This window comes from Ruegeria sp. HKCCD7251, from assembly GCF_013031165.1.
Taxonomy (GTDB): Bacteria; Pseudomonadota; Alphaproteobacteria; order Rhodobacterales; family Rhodobacteraceae; genus Ruegeria.
Genome location: NZ_WPZC01000001.1, coordinates 914,744 through 930,332 on the forward strand (window position 1 = coordinate 914,744; position 15,589 = coordinate 930,332).

The 15,589-nt window shown below is 55.7% G+C and carries 15 protein-coding genes; 14 read left to right on the forward strand and 1 reads right to left on the reverse strand.

Annotated elements, in window-relative coordinates; all coding sequences use genetic code 11:
• Positions 1 to 4: 4 nt before the first annotated feature.
• From rseP to GOX75_RS04525, 9 genes are all read left to right on the forward strand, one after another.
• On the forward strand, positions 5 to 1,357 hold the full coding sequence (gene rseP, locus GOX75_RS04490) for an RIP metalloprotease RseP (RefSeq protein ID WP_171121386.1): 1,353 nt from the start codon (positions 5 to 7) through the stop codon (positions 1,355 to 1,357).
• Positions 1,358 to 1,447: 90 nt separating this feature from the next.
• Positions 1,448 to 1,576: a hypothetical protein gene (locus tag GOX75_RS20480; protein ID WP_255431721.1), complete on the forward strand. Its 129-nt coding sequence runs from the start codon at positions 1,448 to 1,450 to the stop codon at positions 1,574 to 1,576.
• Between the two features lie 127 nt (positions 1,577 to 1,703).
• Positions 1,704 to 4,064 (forward strand): outer membrane protein assembly factor BamA, encoded by a 2,361-nt coding sequence (gene bamA, locus GOX75_RS04495; RefSeq protein WP_171121387.1) that lies wholly within the window; start codon positions 1,704 to 1,706, stop codon positions 4,062 to 4,064.
• Positions 4,065 to 4,128: 64 nt separating this feature from the next.
• Complete coding sequence (locus tag GOX75_RS04500) at positions 4,129 to 4,656, forward strand: OmpH family outer membrane protein (protein ID WP_254428761.1); 528 nt, start codon at positions 4,129 to 4,131, stop codon at positions 4,654 to 4,656.
• 72 nt (positions 4,657 to 4,728) lie between these two features.
• Positions 4,729 to 5,202 (forward strand): 3-hydroxyacyl-ACP dehydratase FabZ, encoded by a 474-nt coding sequence (gene fabZ, locus GOX75_RS04505; protein WP_171121388.1) that lies wholly within the window; start codon positions 4,729 to 4,731, stop codon positions 5,200 to 5,202.
• Complete coding sequence (gene lpxA / locus GOX75_RS04510; RefSeq protein ID WP_171121389.1) at positions 5,199 to 5,984, forward strand: acyl-ACP--UDP-N-acetylglucosamine O-acyltransferase; 786 nt, start codon at positions 5,199 to 5,201, stop codon at positions 5,982 to 5,984. The genes fabZ and lpxA overlap by 4 nt, the downstream gene beginning before the upstream one ends.
• A gap of 3 nt (positions 5,985 to 5,987) precedes the next feature.
• The gene (locus GOX75_RS04515) at positions 5,988 to 6,782 is read left to right on the forward strand and encodes an LpxI family protein (protein ID WP_171121390.1); all 795 of its coding nucleotides are present in this window, start codon (positions 5,988 to 5,990) and stop codon (positions 6,780 to 6,782) included.
• Positions 6,782 to 7,948 (forward strand): lipid-A-disaccharide synthase, encoded by a 1,167-nt coding sequence (lpxB, locus tag GOX75_RS04520; RefSeq protein WP_171121391.1) that lies wholly within the window; start codon positions 6,782 to 6,784, stop codon positions 7,946 to 7,948. The genes GOX75_RS04515 and lpxB overlap by 1 nt, the downstream gene beginning before the upstream one ends.
• Positions 7,941 to 8,516: a hypothetical protein gene (locus GOX75_RS04525; RefSeq protein ID WP_171121392.1), complete on the forward strand. Its 576-nt coding sequence runs from the start codon at positions 7,941 to 7,943 to the stop codon at positions 8,514 to 8,516. Before lpxB ends, GOX75_RS04525 begins: the two co-directional genes overlap by 8 nt.
• Before the next feature lie 10 nt (positions 8,517 to 8,526).
• Here GOX75_RS04525 and mnmA read toward each other — a convergent pair whose 3' ends face one another.
• Positions 8,527 to 9,672 (reverse strand): tRNA 2-thiouridine(34) synthase MnmA, encoded by a 1,146-nt coding sequence (mnmA, locus tag GOX75_RS04530; RefSeq protein WP_171121393.1) that lies wholly within the window; start codon positions 9,670 to 9,672, stop codon positions 8,527 to 8,529.
• Positions 9,673 to 9,800: 128 nt separating this feature from the next.
• On the opposite strand from mnmA, the gene GOX75_RS04535 reads away from it, so the two are divergent.
• The 5 genes from GOX75_RS04535 (at position 9,801) to GOX75_RS20485 (ending at position 15,463) form a co-directional block, all read left to right on the forward strand.
• Positions 9,801 to 10,094, forward strand: coding sequence for a DUF1153 domain-containing protein (locus tag GOX75_RS04535; protein ID WP_171121394.1), 294 nt, complete (start codon positions 9,801 to 9,803; stop codon positions 10,092 to 10,094).
• Positions 10,095 to 10,175: 81 nt separating this feature from the next.
• Positions 10,176 to 10,892: a response regulator transcription factor CtrA gene (gene ctrA, locus GOX75_RS04540; protein ID WP_171121395.1), complete on the forward strand. Its 717-nt coding sequence runs from the start codon at positions 10,176 to 10,178 to the stop codon at positions 10,890 to 10,892.
• A 123-nt stretch (positions 10,893 to 11,015) separates the two neighbouring features.
• A complete protein-coding gene (ligA, locus tag GOX75_RS04545; protein ID WP_171121396.1) occupies positions 11,016 to 13,142 on the forward strand; it encodes an NAD-dependent DNA ligase LigA in 2,127 nt (708 codons plus the stop codon).
• The gene (recG, locus tag GOX75_RS04550) at positions 13,139 to 15,229 is read left to right on the forward strand and encodes an ATP-dependent DNA helicase RecG (RefSeq protein WP_171121397.1); all 2,091 of its coding nucleotides are present in this window, start codon (positions 13,139 to 13,141) and stop codon (positions 15,227 to 15,229) included. Before ligA ends, recG begins: the two co-directional genes overlap by 4 nt.
• A gap of 111 nt (positions 15,230 to 15,340) precedes the next feature.
• Positions 15,341 to 15,463: a hypothetical protein gene (locus GOX75_RS20485; RefSeq protein WP_256367685.1), complete on the forward strand. Its 123-nt coding sequence runs from the start codon at positions 15,341 to 15,343 to the stop codon at positions 15,461 to 15,463.
• Positions 15,464 to 15,589: the final 126 nt, after the last annotated feature.

A 15,589-nucleotide genomic window follows, 5' to 3' on the forward strand; every position in this document is an offset into this window, starting at 1 on the left:
AATTTTGGACGTACTTTCACTGATCCCCCAATTCGGTAATCTGGTTTACACCATTGTTGCGTTTGTCATTGCGTTGTCGGTAATCGTGGCGGTGCATGAATACGGCCACTATATTGTTGGCCGTTGGTCAGGGATCCACGCCGAGGTATTCTCGATCGGGTTTGGCCCGGTCCTCTGGAGCCGAGTCGACAAGCGTGGAACACGGTGGCAGATCGCGGCGCTACCCTTTGGCGGATATGTGAAATTTCTGGGCGACGCCAATGCGGCATCGGGCAAGGACGAAGCCGCCATGTCCGAGATCACGCAGCAAAGCCCGGAAGAGTTGCGCAGAACGATGCATGGCGCGCCGCTTTGGGCACGTGCGGCGACGGTCGCTGCCGGGCCGGTTTTCAATTTCGCCATGTCCATCTTGGTTTTTGGGATGATCTTCCTGTCTCAGGGCGTAACGAAAGAGCCGTTGACGGTTGGCGCACTCGCCCCCTTGCCGGGTACGGTTCAGGAGCTTCGTGACGGGGATGAGATCATCGCCATCGCAGGCGTTCCACTACCCGAATTTGGAGAAGAGGGGGTGTGGTCCGAATTCTTGGAAGCGCTACCAGTTGAACCTGTGCTGGACTACACGGTCGTCAGAGATGGTCAGACATTGGACGTTTCCGCCCCCTGGCTGATGCCTCCGCTAATCCAGCAGGTGGCCCCGCGCAGCGCCGCAATGGATATCGACCTGAAGCAGGGTGACGTCATCACTGCGGTTGACGGTGAGCCGATCTTTGCGTTCGAACAGTTGAAGGACCATGTGGAAGCGTCTGACGGCAAGGTTCTTTTGCTGGATGTATGGCGCGACGGAGCAGAGCTGGAGTTTGCGCTGGCACCACGCCGCACCGATGAACCTCAGCCGGACGGCGGTTTTGTCACCCATTGGCGGATCGGGATTGTCGGCGGCATGATGCTGGAACCAGCTACGGAACCCGCTGGTATCGGCGATTCCCTTTCCGGTGGCGTAAGGCAGACAATTCGGATCGTTGAAGGATCCCTTTCGGGGATTTGGCATATGGTTACAGGTGCTATCAGTACATGTAACATGTCAGGGCCCATCGGTATCGCCGAAACCTCGGGGGCGATGGCGAGCCAAGGCGCTCAGAACTTCATCTTTTTCATAGCGGTACTGTCGACGGCGGTTGGTCTTTTGAACCTGTTTCCCATCCCGGCTTTGGATGGCGGGCATCTGGTTTTCTACGCTTACGAGGCGGTTGCAGGTAAACCACCCAGCGATGGTGTACTGCGCGTGCTCATGGGTGTCGGTGTCTCGTTGATCTTGGGCTTGATGCTTTTCTCGGTATCCAACGATTTGTTCTGCTGATTGTGGCGCGTTCGGCGCGGAAAGGCCGCAATTCCGCCCCAATTTATGGGTAATCTCTATGGCAATCGGATGATTGTTTCAGAGGATGCCATGACACGGGCCCTGCAAAAGTCGTATAAAAGCTTCAGCTTCCTATTCCTGTTGAACTGGGACTCGATCCTGTTCTTCGGCGCGACCGCTTTGGCGATGTTTGGATGCGCTTATCTGATCACGATGTGATTCTCGCATTCCACTGAAAAACAACAGTTGGCGACCTTCTGGGTCGCTTTACTTTTTGGGCTTTTGACAAGATTTCTGAATACCGCTACTCAAACTTAAAGTCCTGAAAATTTGGGTAGAGAAAAATATGACTGATAGGCGAGGCGCAGGCACATCCTGCGGGGGGCAGAAGCTAACAAACAATATTTTGTGGCGAACGCTATCCGTTTTTTCCCTTATTGTTTTAGTGAGTTTAGTGTCGGCGCCGCACGTCGCACAGGCGCAGAGTTACACCATCAATTCCTTCGACGTTGACGGGAACCGTAGGATCGAAACATCCACGATTATTGCCCGTACTGGCATCCAGCCCGGTCAGACGGTGACCGCCGGAGAATTGAACGACGCGTTTCAGCGTTTGCTTGACAGTGGTGTTTTTGAGACAGTCGAACTGACCCCGCGCGGCAATACTCTGCTGATCGAGGTTCAGGAATACCCGACGATCAACCAGATCAGCATCGAAGGAAACCGCCGCGTAAAAGATGACGTTCTGATCGAAGCAATCTCGTCTCAGCCACGCCGCGTGTTCACGCCACAGGTCGCCGAAGCCGACGCAGATCTGATCGCAGAGATTTACTCGGCGCAGGGCAGGGTGTCGGCCACCGTTATTCCGCGCATCATACGCCGCAGCGACAACCGCGTTGATCTTGTCTTTGAAATTGCTGAAGGTACGACAATCGAGGTTGAGCGCGTCAGCTTTGTCGGCAACCGCGCGTTTTCCGACCGCCGCTTGCGTCGGGTGCTTGAGACCAAGCAAGCCAATTTCCTGCGGACTTTCCTGCGGGGCGACACGTTTATCGCGGACCGGATCGAATTCGACAAACAGGTCATCCGCGATTTCTATCTGTCTCGCGGCTATGTCGACTTTCGCGTCAACAGCGCGAATGTGGAATTCACCCGCGAACGTGATGCGTTCTTCCTAGTGATGAATATCACCGAAGGGCAAAAGTTCTCGTTCGGTAAGATCTCGACTGTCAGCGAAATTCCCGGCGTCGATGCGGCTCCGTATCAGCAGGCGTTAAAAATCAAGCCCGGTGTGACTTATTCACCGTCGTTGGTTGAGAACTCGATCGCTCGTCAGGAGCGTTTGGGTATCAAGCAGGGCGTTGATTTCCTGCGCGTCGAACCGCGTGTCACTCGTAACCCACGCGACCTGACGTTGGATGTTCAGTTCGTCCTGACCAAAGGACCGCGTATCTTTGTTGAACGCATCGACATTGAAGGCAACACCACAACGTTGGACCGTGTCATTCGCCGTCAGTTCGACACCGTTGAAGGCGATCCTTTCAATCCGCGCGAAATCCGGCAGGCAGCCGAACGTATCCGTGCACTGGGCTTCTTTGCGGTGGCAGACGTTGAACCGCGCGAAGGCTCGACGGCCAGCCAGGTCATCGTCGACGTGGACGTGGAAGAGCAGCCGACCGGCTCGCTGAGCCTTGGTGGTAGCTACTCGGTTTCCGACGGTTTCGGGATTGCAATCGGCCTGAATGAATCGAACTTCCTTGGCCGAGGTCAGAATCTGGGTGTGACCCTGTCGACCGCGCAGGATGCCGAGCAATATACGCTGAACTTCACCGAACCCTACCTGTTGGGACGTAGGTTGCGTTTTGATCTTGGTCTGGGCCTTGCGTCCACGAACTCGAGCTTTGCAAGCTACGACACAGAACGGGTTTTCTTCAACCCACAGCTTAGCTACTCGATTGGTGAACTTTCCGCCTTGCGCGTGCGCTATGGCTGGGACCGCAGCGAGATGACGCAACAGGATGACGAAGTAAACGGCGCTGTGATTTCGTCAGAGATTGATCAGGGTAAGCGTACAACCAGTTCCTTGGGCGTTTCCTATGTGTACGACAGCCGGATTGGCGGTCTGAACCCGAATGCTGGTGTGTTGTTCGAAGTTGGTCTTGATGCCGCCGGACTGGGCGGAGACAACGAGTACTACAAATCAACCGCCAGAGCGATCGCTCAAACCCGTGTGCTCAGCGAAGAAGTCGTCTTGCGTGCCACGCTTGAAGCGGGTGCACTGCATTGGAGAGGCGACGACTTTAGCCGGACGATCGACCGGTTTGTGCTTGGTCCGAACACGTTCCGCGGCTTTGAACCCGCGGGTCTTGGTCCGCGCGATCTGTCCAACGGTCAGGACGACGCGATTGGCGGCAACTACTACTGGGTTGCCAGATTTGAATCGGACTTCCCGCTGGGCCTGCCCGAGGAACTGGGACTACGCGGTGGCGTGTTCTATGACGTGGGTAACCTGTATAACATTGACGATGTCAATACGGCCGGTGCTGATATCGTTGGTGCAAATGGCTCAATTCGCCACGTCATAGGGGTGTCGGTGCTTTGGGAAACACCGTTTGGACCTTTGCGGTTCAACTTCTCGAAGGCGTTGAAGAAAGAAGACTTCGACCAAGAGCAGAATTTCGACCTGACCATTCAGGCACAATTCTGACCAGAGGATGATGAACACATTATCTCTTAAACTGCAGGGCCCCCTTCGGGCCCTGTGTGTTTTTTTGACCATTTTCCTTGCCGGTTTTGCTCAGGCTCAGCAACTGGGGGTTCCGCAAACGGCGGTTCTGACGATTTCCAGTGAGCGTCTGTTCGCAGATTCCGAATTTGGCCAACGTGTCCTGCGTGAGATCGAGGCTGAGGGCACATTGCTGGCCGAAGAGAATGAACGGATCGTTGCTGAGCTTAGTCGTGAAGAAAAAGACTTAACAGAGCAACGGGCCGAGCTTCCGCCGGAAGAGTTTCGGCCGCTGGCTGAAGCATTCGATGAAAAGGTGCAATCCCATCGGGACGGGCAGCGGGCAAAGCTGGACGCACTTGCGCGGCGAAGTGAAGAAGCCCAGCAGATGTTTTTTGAGTTGATTCAGCCCGTGCTGATAGACCTACTTCGTGAATCCGGAGCAACTGTCATTATAGAACGTTCAAGTGTCTTTTTAAGCTCGGACCGCACAGATGTGACCGAATCTGCGATTGCCCGGATTAACGTGGTAATCGGGGACGGAAGCACAATAGAAAACCAGGCGAACGAATAGGTTTGCTTGCCCTTGGGTCGCGGTGTTGCTAACCACGCCGGAAAGAGAAATCCAGAACGGGACACCTTCATCATGAGTACGGAAACCAAGAGCGCAGACATTCAGCTGATCCAGCGGATATTGCCGCACCGCTATCCGTTTCTGCTGGTGGACAAGGTCATCAACATCTCGGGCTATCAGTCTGCGGTTGGCATCAAGAACGTCACCATGAATGAACCGCATTTTCAGGGGCATTTTCCAGGTACTCCGATCATGCCGGGCGTCACCATCGTCGAGGCGATGGCGCAGACCGCCGGTGTGATGTTGGGCGTGGGCATGGATGTGATTGACAGCGAACTGCTGATCTATTTCATGAATATCGACAAATGCAAATTCCGCCGCAAAGTCGTACCGGGCGACGTGCTTGAGATGCATGTGGAAACTGTGCGTGGTAAAAAAGGCGGTAAGATTTTCAAGTTCAGCGGCCGCGCGACTGTTGAAGGCGAGGTAGCCGCCGAAGCTGAATTCTCGGCCTATGTTGATTGGGACATGGAAAAAACGACATGAGCGGCATTCACCCCAGCGCAATCATCGAAGACGGTGCGCAGATCGGTGAAGACTGCATCATCGGGCCGTTCTGCTATGTCGGGCCTCAGGTCAAACTGGGCGACCGGGTCGAGCTAAAGTCGCATGTGGTCGTAACCGGCGATACCTCGGTCGGGGATGAAACGGTCATCTTCAATTTCTCGGTGATCGGTGAAATTCCGCAGGACCTGAAATTCGGCGGCGAAAATACCCGACTTGAGATCGGTAAGCGCAATCGAATCCGCGAGCATGTGACAGTAAATACGGGCACGGATGGCGGTGGCGGCGTGACCCGGATCGGGGATGATTGTCTGTTGATGGCAGGCGTTCACGTGGCGCACGACGTTCAGATCGGCAACCGGGTGATCATGGTGAACCACGCCGGTGCGGCTGGGCACTGCATCATTGAAGATGACGTGATCGTAGGTGGTATTTCTGGTTTGCATCAGTGGGTCCGGGTCGGACGCGGCGCGATCATCGGTGCGCTGACGATGGTGCCGAACGACGTCATTCCCTATGGGCTGGTTCAGGCACCGCGCGGCGAGTTGGACGGGCTGAACCTGGTTGGTCTGAAACGCAAAGGTGTTTCTCGCGAGGATATCTCGGCCCTGCGCGCGGCCTTCCGTGAGCTATCGACGGGCGATGGCACATTTATGGAACGTGCGCAGCGTGTCGGCGCTGAAAACGAAAGCGAATACGTGCAACGGATCGTCGATTTTGTCACCGGACAGACAGACCGTTCTTTCCTGACCCCGAGGAAGTAACCCATGCTGGCGCTGATTGCGGGAACGGGCGCATTGCCGGATGAGGTGGTTGGCCACCTCGAAACCAAACCGATCATTTGCGCAATGGAAGGGTTCACTCCGGATAAGCTCACCGCCGATATCGTCTTTCCGCTGGAGCATCTGGGCAGTTTCATTGCCGATCTGAAAGGGCGTGGTGTCACCGAAATCTGTATGGCGGGCGCTGTAAAGCGGCCTCAGATAAACGCCTCGCGCATTGATGCCGCCACGATGCCTCTTGTGCCCGTGATTCAGCAGGCGCTGATGTCCGGGGATGATAGTGCGCTGCGCGCTGTGATCGGCATTCTTGAAGAATCCGGTCTGACGGTACGCGCAGCACATGAAATCGCACCGGCCTTGTTGCCGCAACTTGGTTTTTTGACTAACACGCAGCCGTCGGATGGCGATCTGGCCGATGTAGACAGGGCGGCTGGTATTCTGCGCGCAATGGGAACGGCCGACATCGGTCAGGCCTGTGCGGTCTCAAAAGGGCAAGCGCTTGCTATTGAAAGCATCTTTGGAACTGACTGGATGCTGCAATCGCTGACCCAACGCCCCGATGCGGGCGGAGGAGTTTTGTTCAAAGCCCCTAAACCAGATCAGGACCGTCGTGCCGATCTTCCAACAATCGGCCCCTGCACAGTCTCGGGCGCCGTGGCTGCGGGTCTGACCGGAATCGTTATCGAAAAGGGCGGTGTCATTGTGTTGGATCAGGCGCGTGTCATTGAAGAATGCGACCGCCTCGGCCTGTTCCTATATGTCCGCGAGCGGGCCAACTGATGCGAGTTTTTCTGGTTGCCGGCGAACCTTCGGGCGACCGTCTTGGCGGATCGTTGATGGAAGGGTTGCGCAGCCTTGTTCCGGATGTTGAGTTCGACGGTGTTGGCGGCCCCTTGATGCAGGCGCAGGGTCTAAACAGCCGCTTTCCAATGTCGGAACTCTCGGTAATGGGTTTGGTCGAGGTTCTGCCAAAGTTCTTTCACCTCAAACGTCGCATTGCCGAAACTGCTCAGGCGGTTTTGGATATGAAGCCGGATGTTCTGATTACAATCGACAGCCCGGATTTTTCCTTGCGTGTCGCCAAGATTGTCAAAGCTCAAAGCAATATCAGAACCGTACACTACGTCGCCCCAAGCGTATGGGCGTGGCGACCGGGGCGTGCGGATAAAATGGCCAAAGTCATTGATCACGTTCTGGCGCTGCTGCCCTTTGAACCCGCCTACATGGAACGGGCGGGGATGGAGTGTGATTTTGTCGGCCACCCTGTCGCCACTGAGCCAGTCGCCTCGGATCAGGAAATCACCAATTTTCGTACGGCCCATGAATTGGGTGATGCTCCGCTTTTGCTTGCTCTACCGGGTTCGCGCCGGGGTGAGGTTGATCGTTTGGCTCCAGTATTTGGACAGGCGCTTACGCTTTTTCTTCGTGATCACCCGGACATGCGGGTGGTTGTTCCGACGGTTTCGCATATGGTCGATGCGGTCCGTGAACATCTCAAAGACTGGCCGGGCAATCCGGTGGTTGTGGATCCGCGCGACCTGCCCACAGATCAAGCCGTAGCCGAAAAACGGGCCGCGTTTGCATCGGCGGATTTGGCGCTTGCAGCCTCGGGCACTGTTTCACTGGAATTGGCCGCACAAAACACACCGATGGTCATCGCCTACAAGCTCAGCTGGCTGACCCAGAAAATTGCAGAGCGCATGGTAAAGCTGAAAACGGTCACCCTCGTAAATCTGGTCTCTGATACCCATGCGGTCCCGGAACGTCTGCTGGATGACTGCACTCCGGAACTCATATTTGAAGCTTTGGCCGAAGTTTATTCCAACCCCAAGGCGCAGCAGACAGCGATGGACGTGACAATGAATCGTTTGGGACGCGGCGGCGAGGCTCCGGGCCTTCGTGCGGCACGAGCGGTGTTGGACAGGCTGCCCGCGCGCCATGGTTGAACATATTCTATTTGCCATTTCTGCCGGGATTGTGACGATTTCGACCAACTTGGACAACCTTGTCATGTTGTTTGGTCTGGTAATGGTGATGAAGACGGCACGCGCCGTTATCGGTTTTGCGGTTGCGCAAGTTCTGATCCTGTCCTTGTCGCTCGCTATTGCCAGCGGGTTGGATCAAACGAGCTTTCTGCACTGGGTCGGGTATCTTGGGATTGTTCCTCTTGCGCTTGGCCTGCGCGGTATTTGGCACCAGATGTCCGGGAAAGATGATCACAAGATACCTGAGCGTGGCGCGGTCACATCGGTCGTTGTCCTGTTTCTGAGCCTGTCAATCGACACACTTGCGGCGATGACGCCTTTGTTGGCGGATTCAACACCTGCGTTCCGGGTAACCGCACTGATCGGTGCGGCCTTCGCGCTTACCGGGTTGATTGCCTTGGCGAGCTGGGGTGCCCCTCGTGCGCAAAACCTTGGTCCACGCATCGCACGACTGGACAGAATAGCCCCTTACATCATGGTTTCCGTCGGTCTTTATATCCTGATCAACAGCCCAACCGACGCCATGTGATTTTAGCGGATCAGTAGCCGCGCCAAATCCAGCCGCCACCAAAGATTCGGCTGCCTTCAGACGCGTAGAAGACACAGGCCTGACCCGGAGAAATGCCCTCCTCGGGCGTCAGCAGCTCGACTTCGGCGGTGGTGTCTGACAGGGGGCGAACGATCGCCTCGCGCGGTGGGCGAGTGGACCGGACCTTGACCTTCAGATGCCATTCCTCGCGCGACGTGAACGGCTCATCCCCAAGCCAGTTGATTTCGCGCACGGGTACTGTACGGGTTGCCAGCATTTCCTTGGGGCCGACAACCACCTGCTTCTTGTCCACGTCCAGCTTGACGACATAAAGCGGTTCGCTCAGGCCGCCAATGCCAAGCCCGCGCCGTTGGCCAATCGTATAGTGGATTACGCCGTTATGCTGTGCCAGCACACGACCGTCGGCATGGACGATCTCGCCGGGTTCAGCCGCACCGGGGCGCAGTTTTTCGATCACGCTGGCATAGTTGCCATCGGGCACGAAACAGATGTCCTGACTATCGGGTTTGTCGGCCACGGCCAGCCCGTATTGCGCCGCCATCTCGCGCGTCGCGTCTTTCGAGGGCAGGTGGCCCAGCGGAAACCGCAGGAAATCCAACTGTTCAGGCGTCGTCGAGAACAGGAAATAGGACTGATCGCGGTTCGCATCCTCAGCGCTGTGCAATTCCGGGCCGTTCGGGCCCATCTTGCGCTGAATATAGTGACCGGTGGCCATGCAGTCAGCCTCAAGGTCCTTGGCGGTTTCCAGCAGGTCCTTGAACTTTACCCGCTCATTGCAGCGGATGCAGGGCACCGGGGTGGCGCCCGCCAGATAGCTGTCGGCAAACTCGTCGATCACCGCGTCCTTAAAGATGTTCTCATAGTCCAGAACGTAGTGCGGAAAGCCGCGTTCTTCCGCTACGCGCCGCGCATCGTGAATGTCGATCCCTGCACAGCACGCGCCTTTCTTAGCCAGCGCCGCACCATGGTCATACAACTGCAGCGTCACACCCACGACGTCATAGCCCTGATCGGCCAGATGTGCCGCCACAACAGAACTGTCCACACCGCCGGACATGGCCACAACCACCCGCGTTTCCGACGGGGGTTTAGCAATGCCAAGCGAGTTCAGCGGTGTCTCGGTATCGAGGGCCATGACGATTCCAGTGCGGATTAAGAAAGACCGGCAGAATATAGGAAAATTCTACACACTCTCAAGGGGTGGTTTCACCCAGCGTTAAGTACGCTGGCTTCAGCGTTGTCGCAGCAGAAAAGGTTATGAAGATGTATTTGCACAAAGATGAAGGACCACGATCCGTAACCCTGCCGGATGGAACGGTTTTGTCGCGCGCAGACCTTCCTCCTGCGGACACGACACGATGGGTGGCGTCGCGAAAAATCGTTGTTGTTCGCGGCGTACTTTACGGCCTGATCACGCTGTCTGACGCAAAGTCACGGTATGGGTTGAGCGATGAGGAGTTCAATTCCTGGGTCTCGGCCGTTGCGGAGCATGGAAAAGACGCCCTGAAAGTGACGGCTTTAAAAAAATATCGACAACCTAAAGATGAAAGTGAATAAGTGATTCAACGTTAACGTCAGGTTTACCATTTTTGAGCAGGCTTAACCTAATTGGTACGTTGAACCGAATTGGAGCAGTAAATGCGTATACTTCTTGTCGAGGATGATCCCACTACGTCGAAAAGCATCGAATTGATGTTGACCCACGCCAACCTCAATGTCTATGCGACCGACCTCGGCGAGGAGGGTATCGATCTAGCAAAACTTTATGATTACGACCTGATCCTTCTGGACCTGAACCTGCCTGATATGAATGGGCACGAAGTATTACGTCAATTGCGCATTGCGCGGGTTGAAACCCCGATCCTGATCCTGTCTGGCGCTGACGACACCGAAAGCAAAATCAAAGGTTTCGGTTTTGGTGCTGACGACTACATGACCAAACCTTTCCACCGTGAAGAACTGGTTGCACGTATTCACGCAATCATTCGCCGATCAAAGGGCCATTCCCAATCCGTGATCCACACGGGCCGCGTCGCGGTGAACCTGGATGCCAAAACGGTTGAAGTCGAAGGCAAAGCCGTGCACCTGACCGGCAAGGAATACCAGATGCTAGAACTGTTGAGTTTGCGCAAAGGCACGACGTTGACCAAGGAGATGTTCCTGAATCACCTCTATGGCGGCATGGACGAACCCGAACTCAAGATCATCGACGTCTTTATCTGCAAGCTCCGCAAGAAACTCAGCAACGCGACGGGCGGCGAAAACTATATCGAGACAGTCTGGGGCAGGGGATACGTCCTGCGAGACCCACAAAGTAACAGAATGGTCGACAGGCGGGTGGCGGTCGGTGCGTAACCCGGATTTTGAAATCTGGCCGTTGGTTCAGAGCGGTACCTTCAGTCTGTGAACGGCACGTCTGGACGTGAGAATAACCTCGCCCTATCACTGAGTTCCAAGATTACGTGACAGGGCGAGGGCATGAGCGATTCAACACCAGTATCCGAGCTGACAGAAGCACAGGCCCGATCCGAGCTTGCACGGCTGGCCCCGCTGATTTTACACGCCAACACACTGTACCACTCGGAAGACGCACCCGAGATTTCGGACGCCGAGTACGACAGCCTCAAACAGCGAAACGCTGAGATTGAACGCCGCTTTCCGCACCTGAAAAGAACGGACAGCCCATCCGACCAGGTAGGTGCCCGACCTTCTGACGGGTTTTCTAAGGTCTCCCACGCCGTCCGAATGATGTCTCTTGGAAATGCGTTCAGCGAAGAAGATGTCGTCGATTTTGACCGCTCAGTTCGCAAGTATTTGGGATTGTCGGATACGAAGTCGCTGTCCTTTACGGCAGAGCCAAAAATAGATGGTTTGTCTCTATCGCTCAGATACGAAAAGGGAATTTTGGTTCAAGCTGCGACTCGAGGGGATGGAGAGGTCGGCGAAAACGTGACAGCAAATGCGCGCACGATTTCCGATATTCCCCTGAGCATATCAGATGCACCTGATATTCTTGAGGTCCGGGGCGAAGTTTACATGTCGCACAAGGATTTTGAGGACCTGAATGCACGTCAGGAGGCTTTGGGTGACAAACTTTTTGCCAACCCACGCAACGCGGCTGCCGGATCTCTCAGGCAACTGGATTCGGCAATCACGCGATCGCGACCGCTCAGGTTTTTTGCCTATGCTTGGGGCGAATTGTCCGAACCTTTGGCCGACACGCAAATGGGCGCAATTGAGCGATTGGCCGGTTTTGGGTTTTCGACCAATCCACTGACCGCCGTTTGTGACACCAAGGACCAAATCCTGAACCACTACCGAAGTATCGAAGCGCAGCGCGCAACGCTTGGGTATGATATTGATGGCGTCGTTTACAAAGTAAATGACCTGTCTTTGCAATCTCGGCTTGGATTCAGGTCAACGACACCCAGATGGGCAATTGCTCATAAGTTCCCAGCAGAACTCGCATGGACCCGGCTTGAGGCGATCGACATTCAGGTTGGCCGAACAGGGGCGCTTAGCCCGGTCGCGCGCCTGCATCCGGTGACAGTCGGCGGTGTTGTCGTATCTAATGCGACGCTCCACAACGAGGACTACATCGTCGGGCGCGACGCCAAAGGTGGGATTATTCGGGAGGGTAAGGATTTTCGCATCGGCGACTGGGTTCAGGTTTACCGAGCAGGTGATGTCATTCCCAAACTTGCGGATGTCGACATTTCGAAACGCCCGGCTGACGCAGAACCTTATGTGTTCCCAACGACTTGCCCAGAATGCCAAAGCGACGCGGTTCGCGAGGAAGGCGACGCCGTAAGGCGCTGTACAGGAGGCATAATCTGCCCAGCCCAAGCCGTTGAGAAGCTGAAGCACTTTGTCTCGCGTAAGGCATTCGACATCGAAGGTCTGGGTGCCAAACAAATTGAGATGTTCTATGACGACCCTGATCTTCCGGTCAGAACCCCAGTTGATATCTTCACCCTGCAATCCCGCGACGCCGCAAACCTGAACAAGCTGGCGAACCGCAAGGGCTGGGGCGCGCAAAGCGCTGGTAACCTGTGGGCTGCGATTGATGAAAAGCGGGACATACCGTTCGGACGTCTTTTGTTTGCGCTGGGAATCCGCCACATGGGCGAAGCCGCGTCAAACCTGATCGCCAACCATTATGGGTCCTGGGAAGAGTTCGAAGAAGCCATCACCGCCGCCGCGGATTTTGTCGGTCCTGAGTGGGAAGATTTGCTGGCCATTGACGGGATCGGAGAGATCATGGCCCGCGCATTAGTTTCAGCATTTGCCCAAAATGCCGAGCGGTCCAGCATCGACGCTCTGGTGGCGCAGTTGGACGTACAGAAAGCGACTAGACCCGACACCTCTGGTAGTCCTGTGGCTGGTAAAACGGTTGTCTTCACCGGCACACTGGAAAAAATGACCCGCGCCGAAGCCAAGGCACGGGCCGAATCCCTGGGTGCGAAAGTATCCGGCTCGGTCAGTAAGAAAACCGATTTGCTCGTGGCTGGACCGGGCGCTGGATCAAAGGCAAAAAAGGCGGCGGAATTGGGTATCCAAACGCTGGACGAAGACGGCTGGCTGACCTTGATCGGCGCGTCATGAGCGGAAGGCCCGAAGTCCTGTTCCCGCTGTTTGCCGGGCTAGAAACACTGGAAGGAGTGGGTCCCAAGACCGCGCAAACCATGTTGCAGTCCGGGGTTGAAGCACCCCGTGATGTGCTTTTCGGATTGCCCTATGCAGTGATAGATCGACGTAAAAGGGATACGATCCAGGGCGCTGATCTCCCGACAACCTTGACGGTTGAGGTGACGGTGGGACCGCATAGACCGCCGCGCAATAAGGGTGGTGCCTATCGTGTTCACGTCGAGGATTCGCAGGCAGATTTCCAATTGGTATTCTTCCATGCACGCGGAGATTACTTGAAAAAGGTTCTGCCCGAAGGATCGCGACGGGTGATATCGGGCAAACTAGAGCTGTTCGACGGCATGGCCCAGATGGTTCACCCCGATCATATGCTTCCGTTGGAAAACGCCTGCGACATACCGGAGTTTGAACCGGTCTATCACCTGACTCAGGGGATAACGCAAAAGACGGCTTACAAAGCAGCTCGTAGCGCATTGTCCCATGCGCCTGAACTGGCTGAATGGATTGATCCGGCGCAAGTCACCAAACAAGAGTGGCCTGACTGGGCAACTGCAGTCAAAGCAGCCCACAACCCACAAGGCGCGGATGATATCGCAAGCCATGCCCCTGCAAGACAACGCTTGGCTTATGATGAGTTGTTCGCTCATCAGATGACCCTCGCTTTGGCCCGGCAACGGGAGCGAAAGGCGAGGGGCGTTGTCAGTGTTGGAACAGGCGCGCTTCAATCCAAGGTTCTGGCGAGCCTTCCGTACAAGCCAACCGGCGCGCAGATGCGGGCAATTGATCAGATCGCGGCGGATTTGGCCTCGGACGCGCGGATGAATCGTCTGTTGCAGGGGGATGTCGGTGCCGGCAAGACGCTGGTGGCATTCATGGCGCTGCTGGTCGCGGTCGAGGCCGGAGGGCAGGGCGTGATGATGGCTCCGACCGAGATACTTGCCCGTCAACATCTTGAAGGGCTGCGCCCCCTTGCCGAAGAGGCCGGAATTGTTCTGGAGATACTGACAGGACGCGATAAAGGGGGCGAACGGCGCAACAAATTGGATGCATTAAAAAAGGGTGACATTCAAATTCTGGTCGGAACCCATGCGGTCTTCCAAAATGACGTAGAATTTTGCGACTTGCGACTGGCGATCGTGGATGAACAGCACCGATTTGGTGTTCGGCAAAGGATGGAACTGTCCGAAAAAGGGCGTGGTGCCGATGTATTGGTGATGACGGCAACGCCAATCCCGCGCAGTCTGGCTTTGGCCCAATATGGCGATATGGACGTGTCTGTTCTGGATGAAAAGCCTCCGGGCCGCAAACCCATCAAGACGGCTGTTGTCAGCACAGACCGTATGGAAGAAGTGATCACTCACCTGCGGCGGGCCATTGACGAGGGGCGGCAATGTTACTGGGTGTGTCCGCTGGTTGACGAGTCCGAAGTATCTGACCTTACTGCCGCTGAGGAGCGTTTCAAGCGGTTGCGAGCAATTCTCGGGGATAACGTGGTGGGTTTGGTGCATGGCCAAATGCCACCAGCGGACAAAGACACGGCGATGAAAGCGTTTCAGGAAGGTCAGACCAAGGTTCTGGTCGCGACCACTGTTATCGAAGTCGGCGTAAACGTTCCCAACGCCACCATCATGGTCATCGAGCGCGCCGAGATCTTCGGCTTGGCGCAATTACACCAACTGCGCGGCCGTGTCGGTCGTGGAGTAGCGGATTCGACCTGCTTGTTGATGTACCAACCCCCGCTGAGTGAGGGCGGGCGCAAACGTCTGGAAGTATTGCGTGAAACCGAGGATGGATTTCGGATATCCGAAACAGATCTGCAGATGCGCGGCGCCGGAGACCTTATTGGGACGGCCCAATCCGGGTTGCCCAAATTTCGGATCGCTGATCTTGAGCGGCAAGCCGGTCTGATGGCCATCGCGCAAACGGATGCCAGAGCTTTCCTAGCGAAAGACCCAAAACTAAGCTCGGACAGGGGGCAAGCGGTGCGTGTTCTTCTTTGGCTGATGAAGCAGGATCAGGCGATCCGTTTGATTTCAGTTGGTTAGAGAAAAATTTGCCGTTAGTTCACAAATGTTCTTAAAAAGTTCTTTACCGACTCAATGAAATGTGAGAACAAAAGGTCAACAAAGGATTAAAGCTCTGACCGGAGGTGACCCATGTTGACCCAGATAAAGACCGCCATCACCCGCTCGCAATCTACGCTTTTGCAGGATGCAGCCGGTGCCGTTTCTTTGGTGGTTATTCTGATGGTTGCCCTCCACCTGCCCGGAGCGTTCTAACCTTTTCTGCCTGCGATCTCGTGCCGACCAAACCCGCGCTGTCATCCCCATATCAGTCAAGGGTGACCTGCCTGACCCAATTCCCTTGAAGGGGCCTTGCCTCGGCCCCGTGCGGACCTCCGGACC

Excerpts from the sequence above, each read along its gene's own strand:
- fabZ (WP_171121388.1), top strand. The coding sequence starts at position 4,729 with ATGAGTACGGAAACCAAGAGCGCAGACATTCAGCTGATCCAGCGGATA.
- GOX75_RS04515 (WP_171121390.1), top strand. The coding sequence starts at position 5,988 with ATGCTGGCGCTGATTGCGGGAACGGGCGCATTGCCGGATGAGGTGGTT.
- GOX75_RS04535 (WP_171121394.1), top strand. The coding sequence starts at position 9,801 with ATGTATTTGCACAAAGATGAAGGACCACGATCCGTAACCCTGCCGGAT.
- lpxB (WP_171121391.1), top strand. The coding sequence starts at position 6,782 with ATGCGAGTTTTTCTGGTTGCCGGCGAACCTTCGGGCGACCGTCTTGGC.
- ligA (WP_171121396.1), top strand. The coding sequence starts at position 11,016 with ATGAGCGATTCAACACCAGTATCCGAGCTGACAGAAGCACAGGCCCGA.
- GOX75_RS20485 (WP_256367685.1), top strand. The coding sequence starts at position 15,341 with ATGTTGACCCAGATAAAGACCGCCATCACCCGCTCGCAATCTACGCTT.
- lpxA (WP_171121389.1), top strand. The coding sequence starts at position 5,199 with ATGAGCGGCATTCACCCCAGCGCAATCATCGAAGACGGTGCGCAGATC.
- GOX75_RS04525 (WP_171121392.1), top strand. The coding sequence starts at position 7,941 with ATGGTTGAACATATTCTATTTGCCATTTCTGCCGGGATTGTGACGATT.
- recG (WP_171121397.1), top strand. The coding sequence starts at position 13,139 with ATGAGCGGAAGGCCCGAAGTCCTGTTCCCGCTGTTTGCCGGGCTAGAA.
- GOX75_RS20480 (WP_255431721.1), top strand. The coding sequence starts at position 1,448 with ATGACACGGGCCCTGCAAAAGTCGTATAAAAGCTTCAGCTTCCTATTC.
- bamA (WP_171121387.1), top strand. The coding sequence starts at position 1,704 with ATGACTGATAGGCGAGGCGCAGGCACATCCTGCGGGGGGCAGAAGCTA.
- mnmA (WP_171121393.1), bottom strand. The coding sequence starts at position 9,672 with ATGGCCCTCGATACCGAGACACCGCTGAACTCGCTTGGCATTGCTAAA.
- ctrA (WP_171121395.1), top strand. The coding sequence starts at position 10,176 with ATGCGTATACTTCTTGTCGAGGATGATCCCACTACGTCGAAAAGCATC.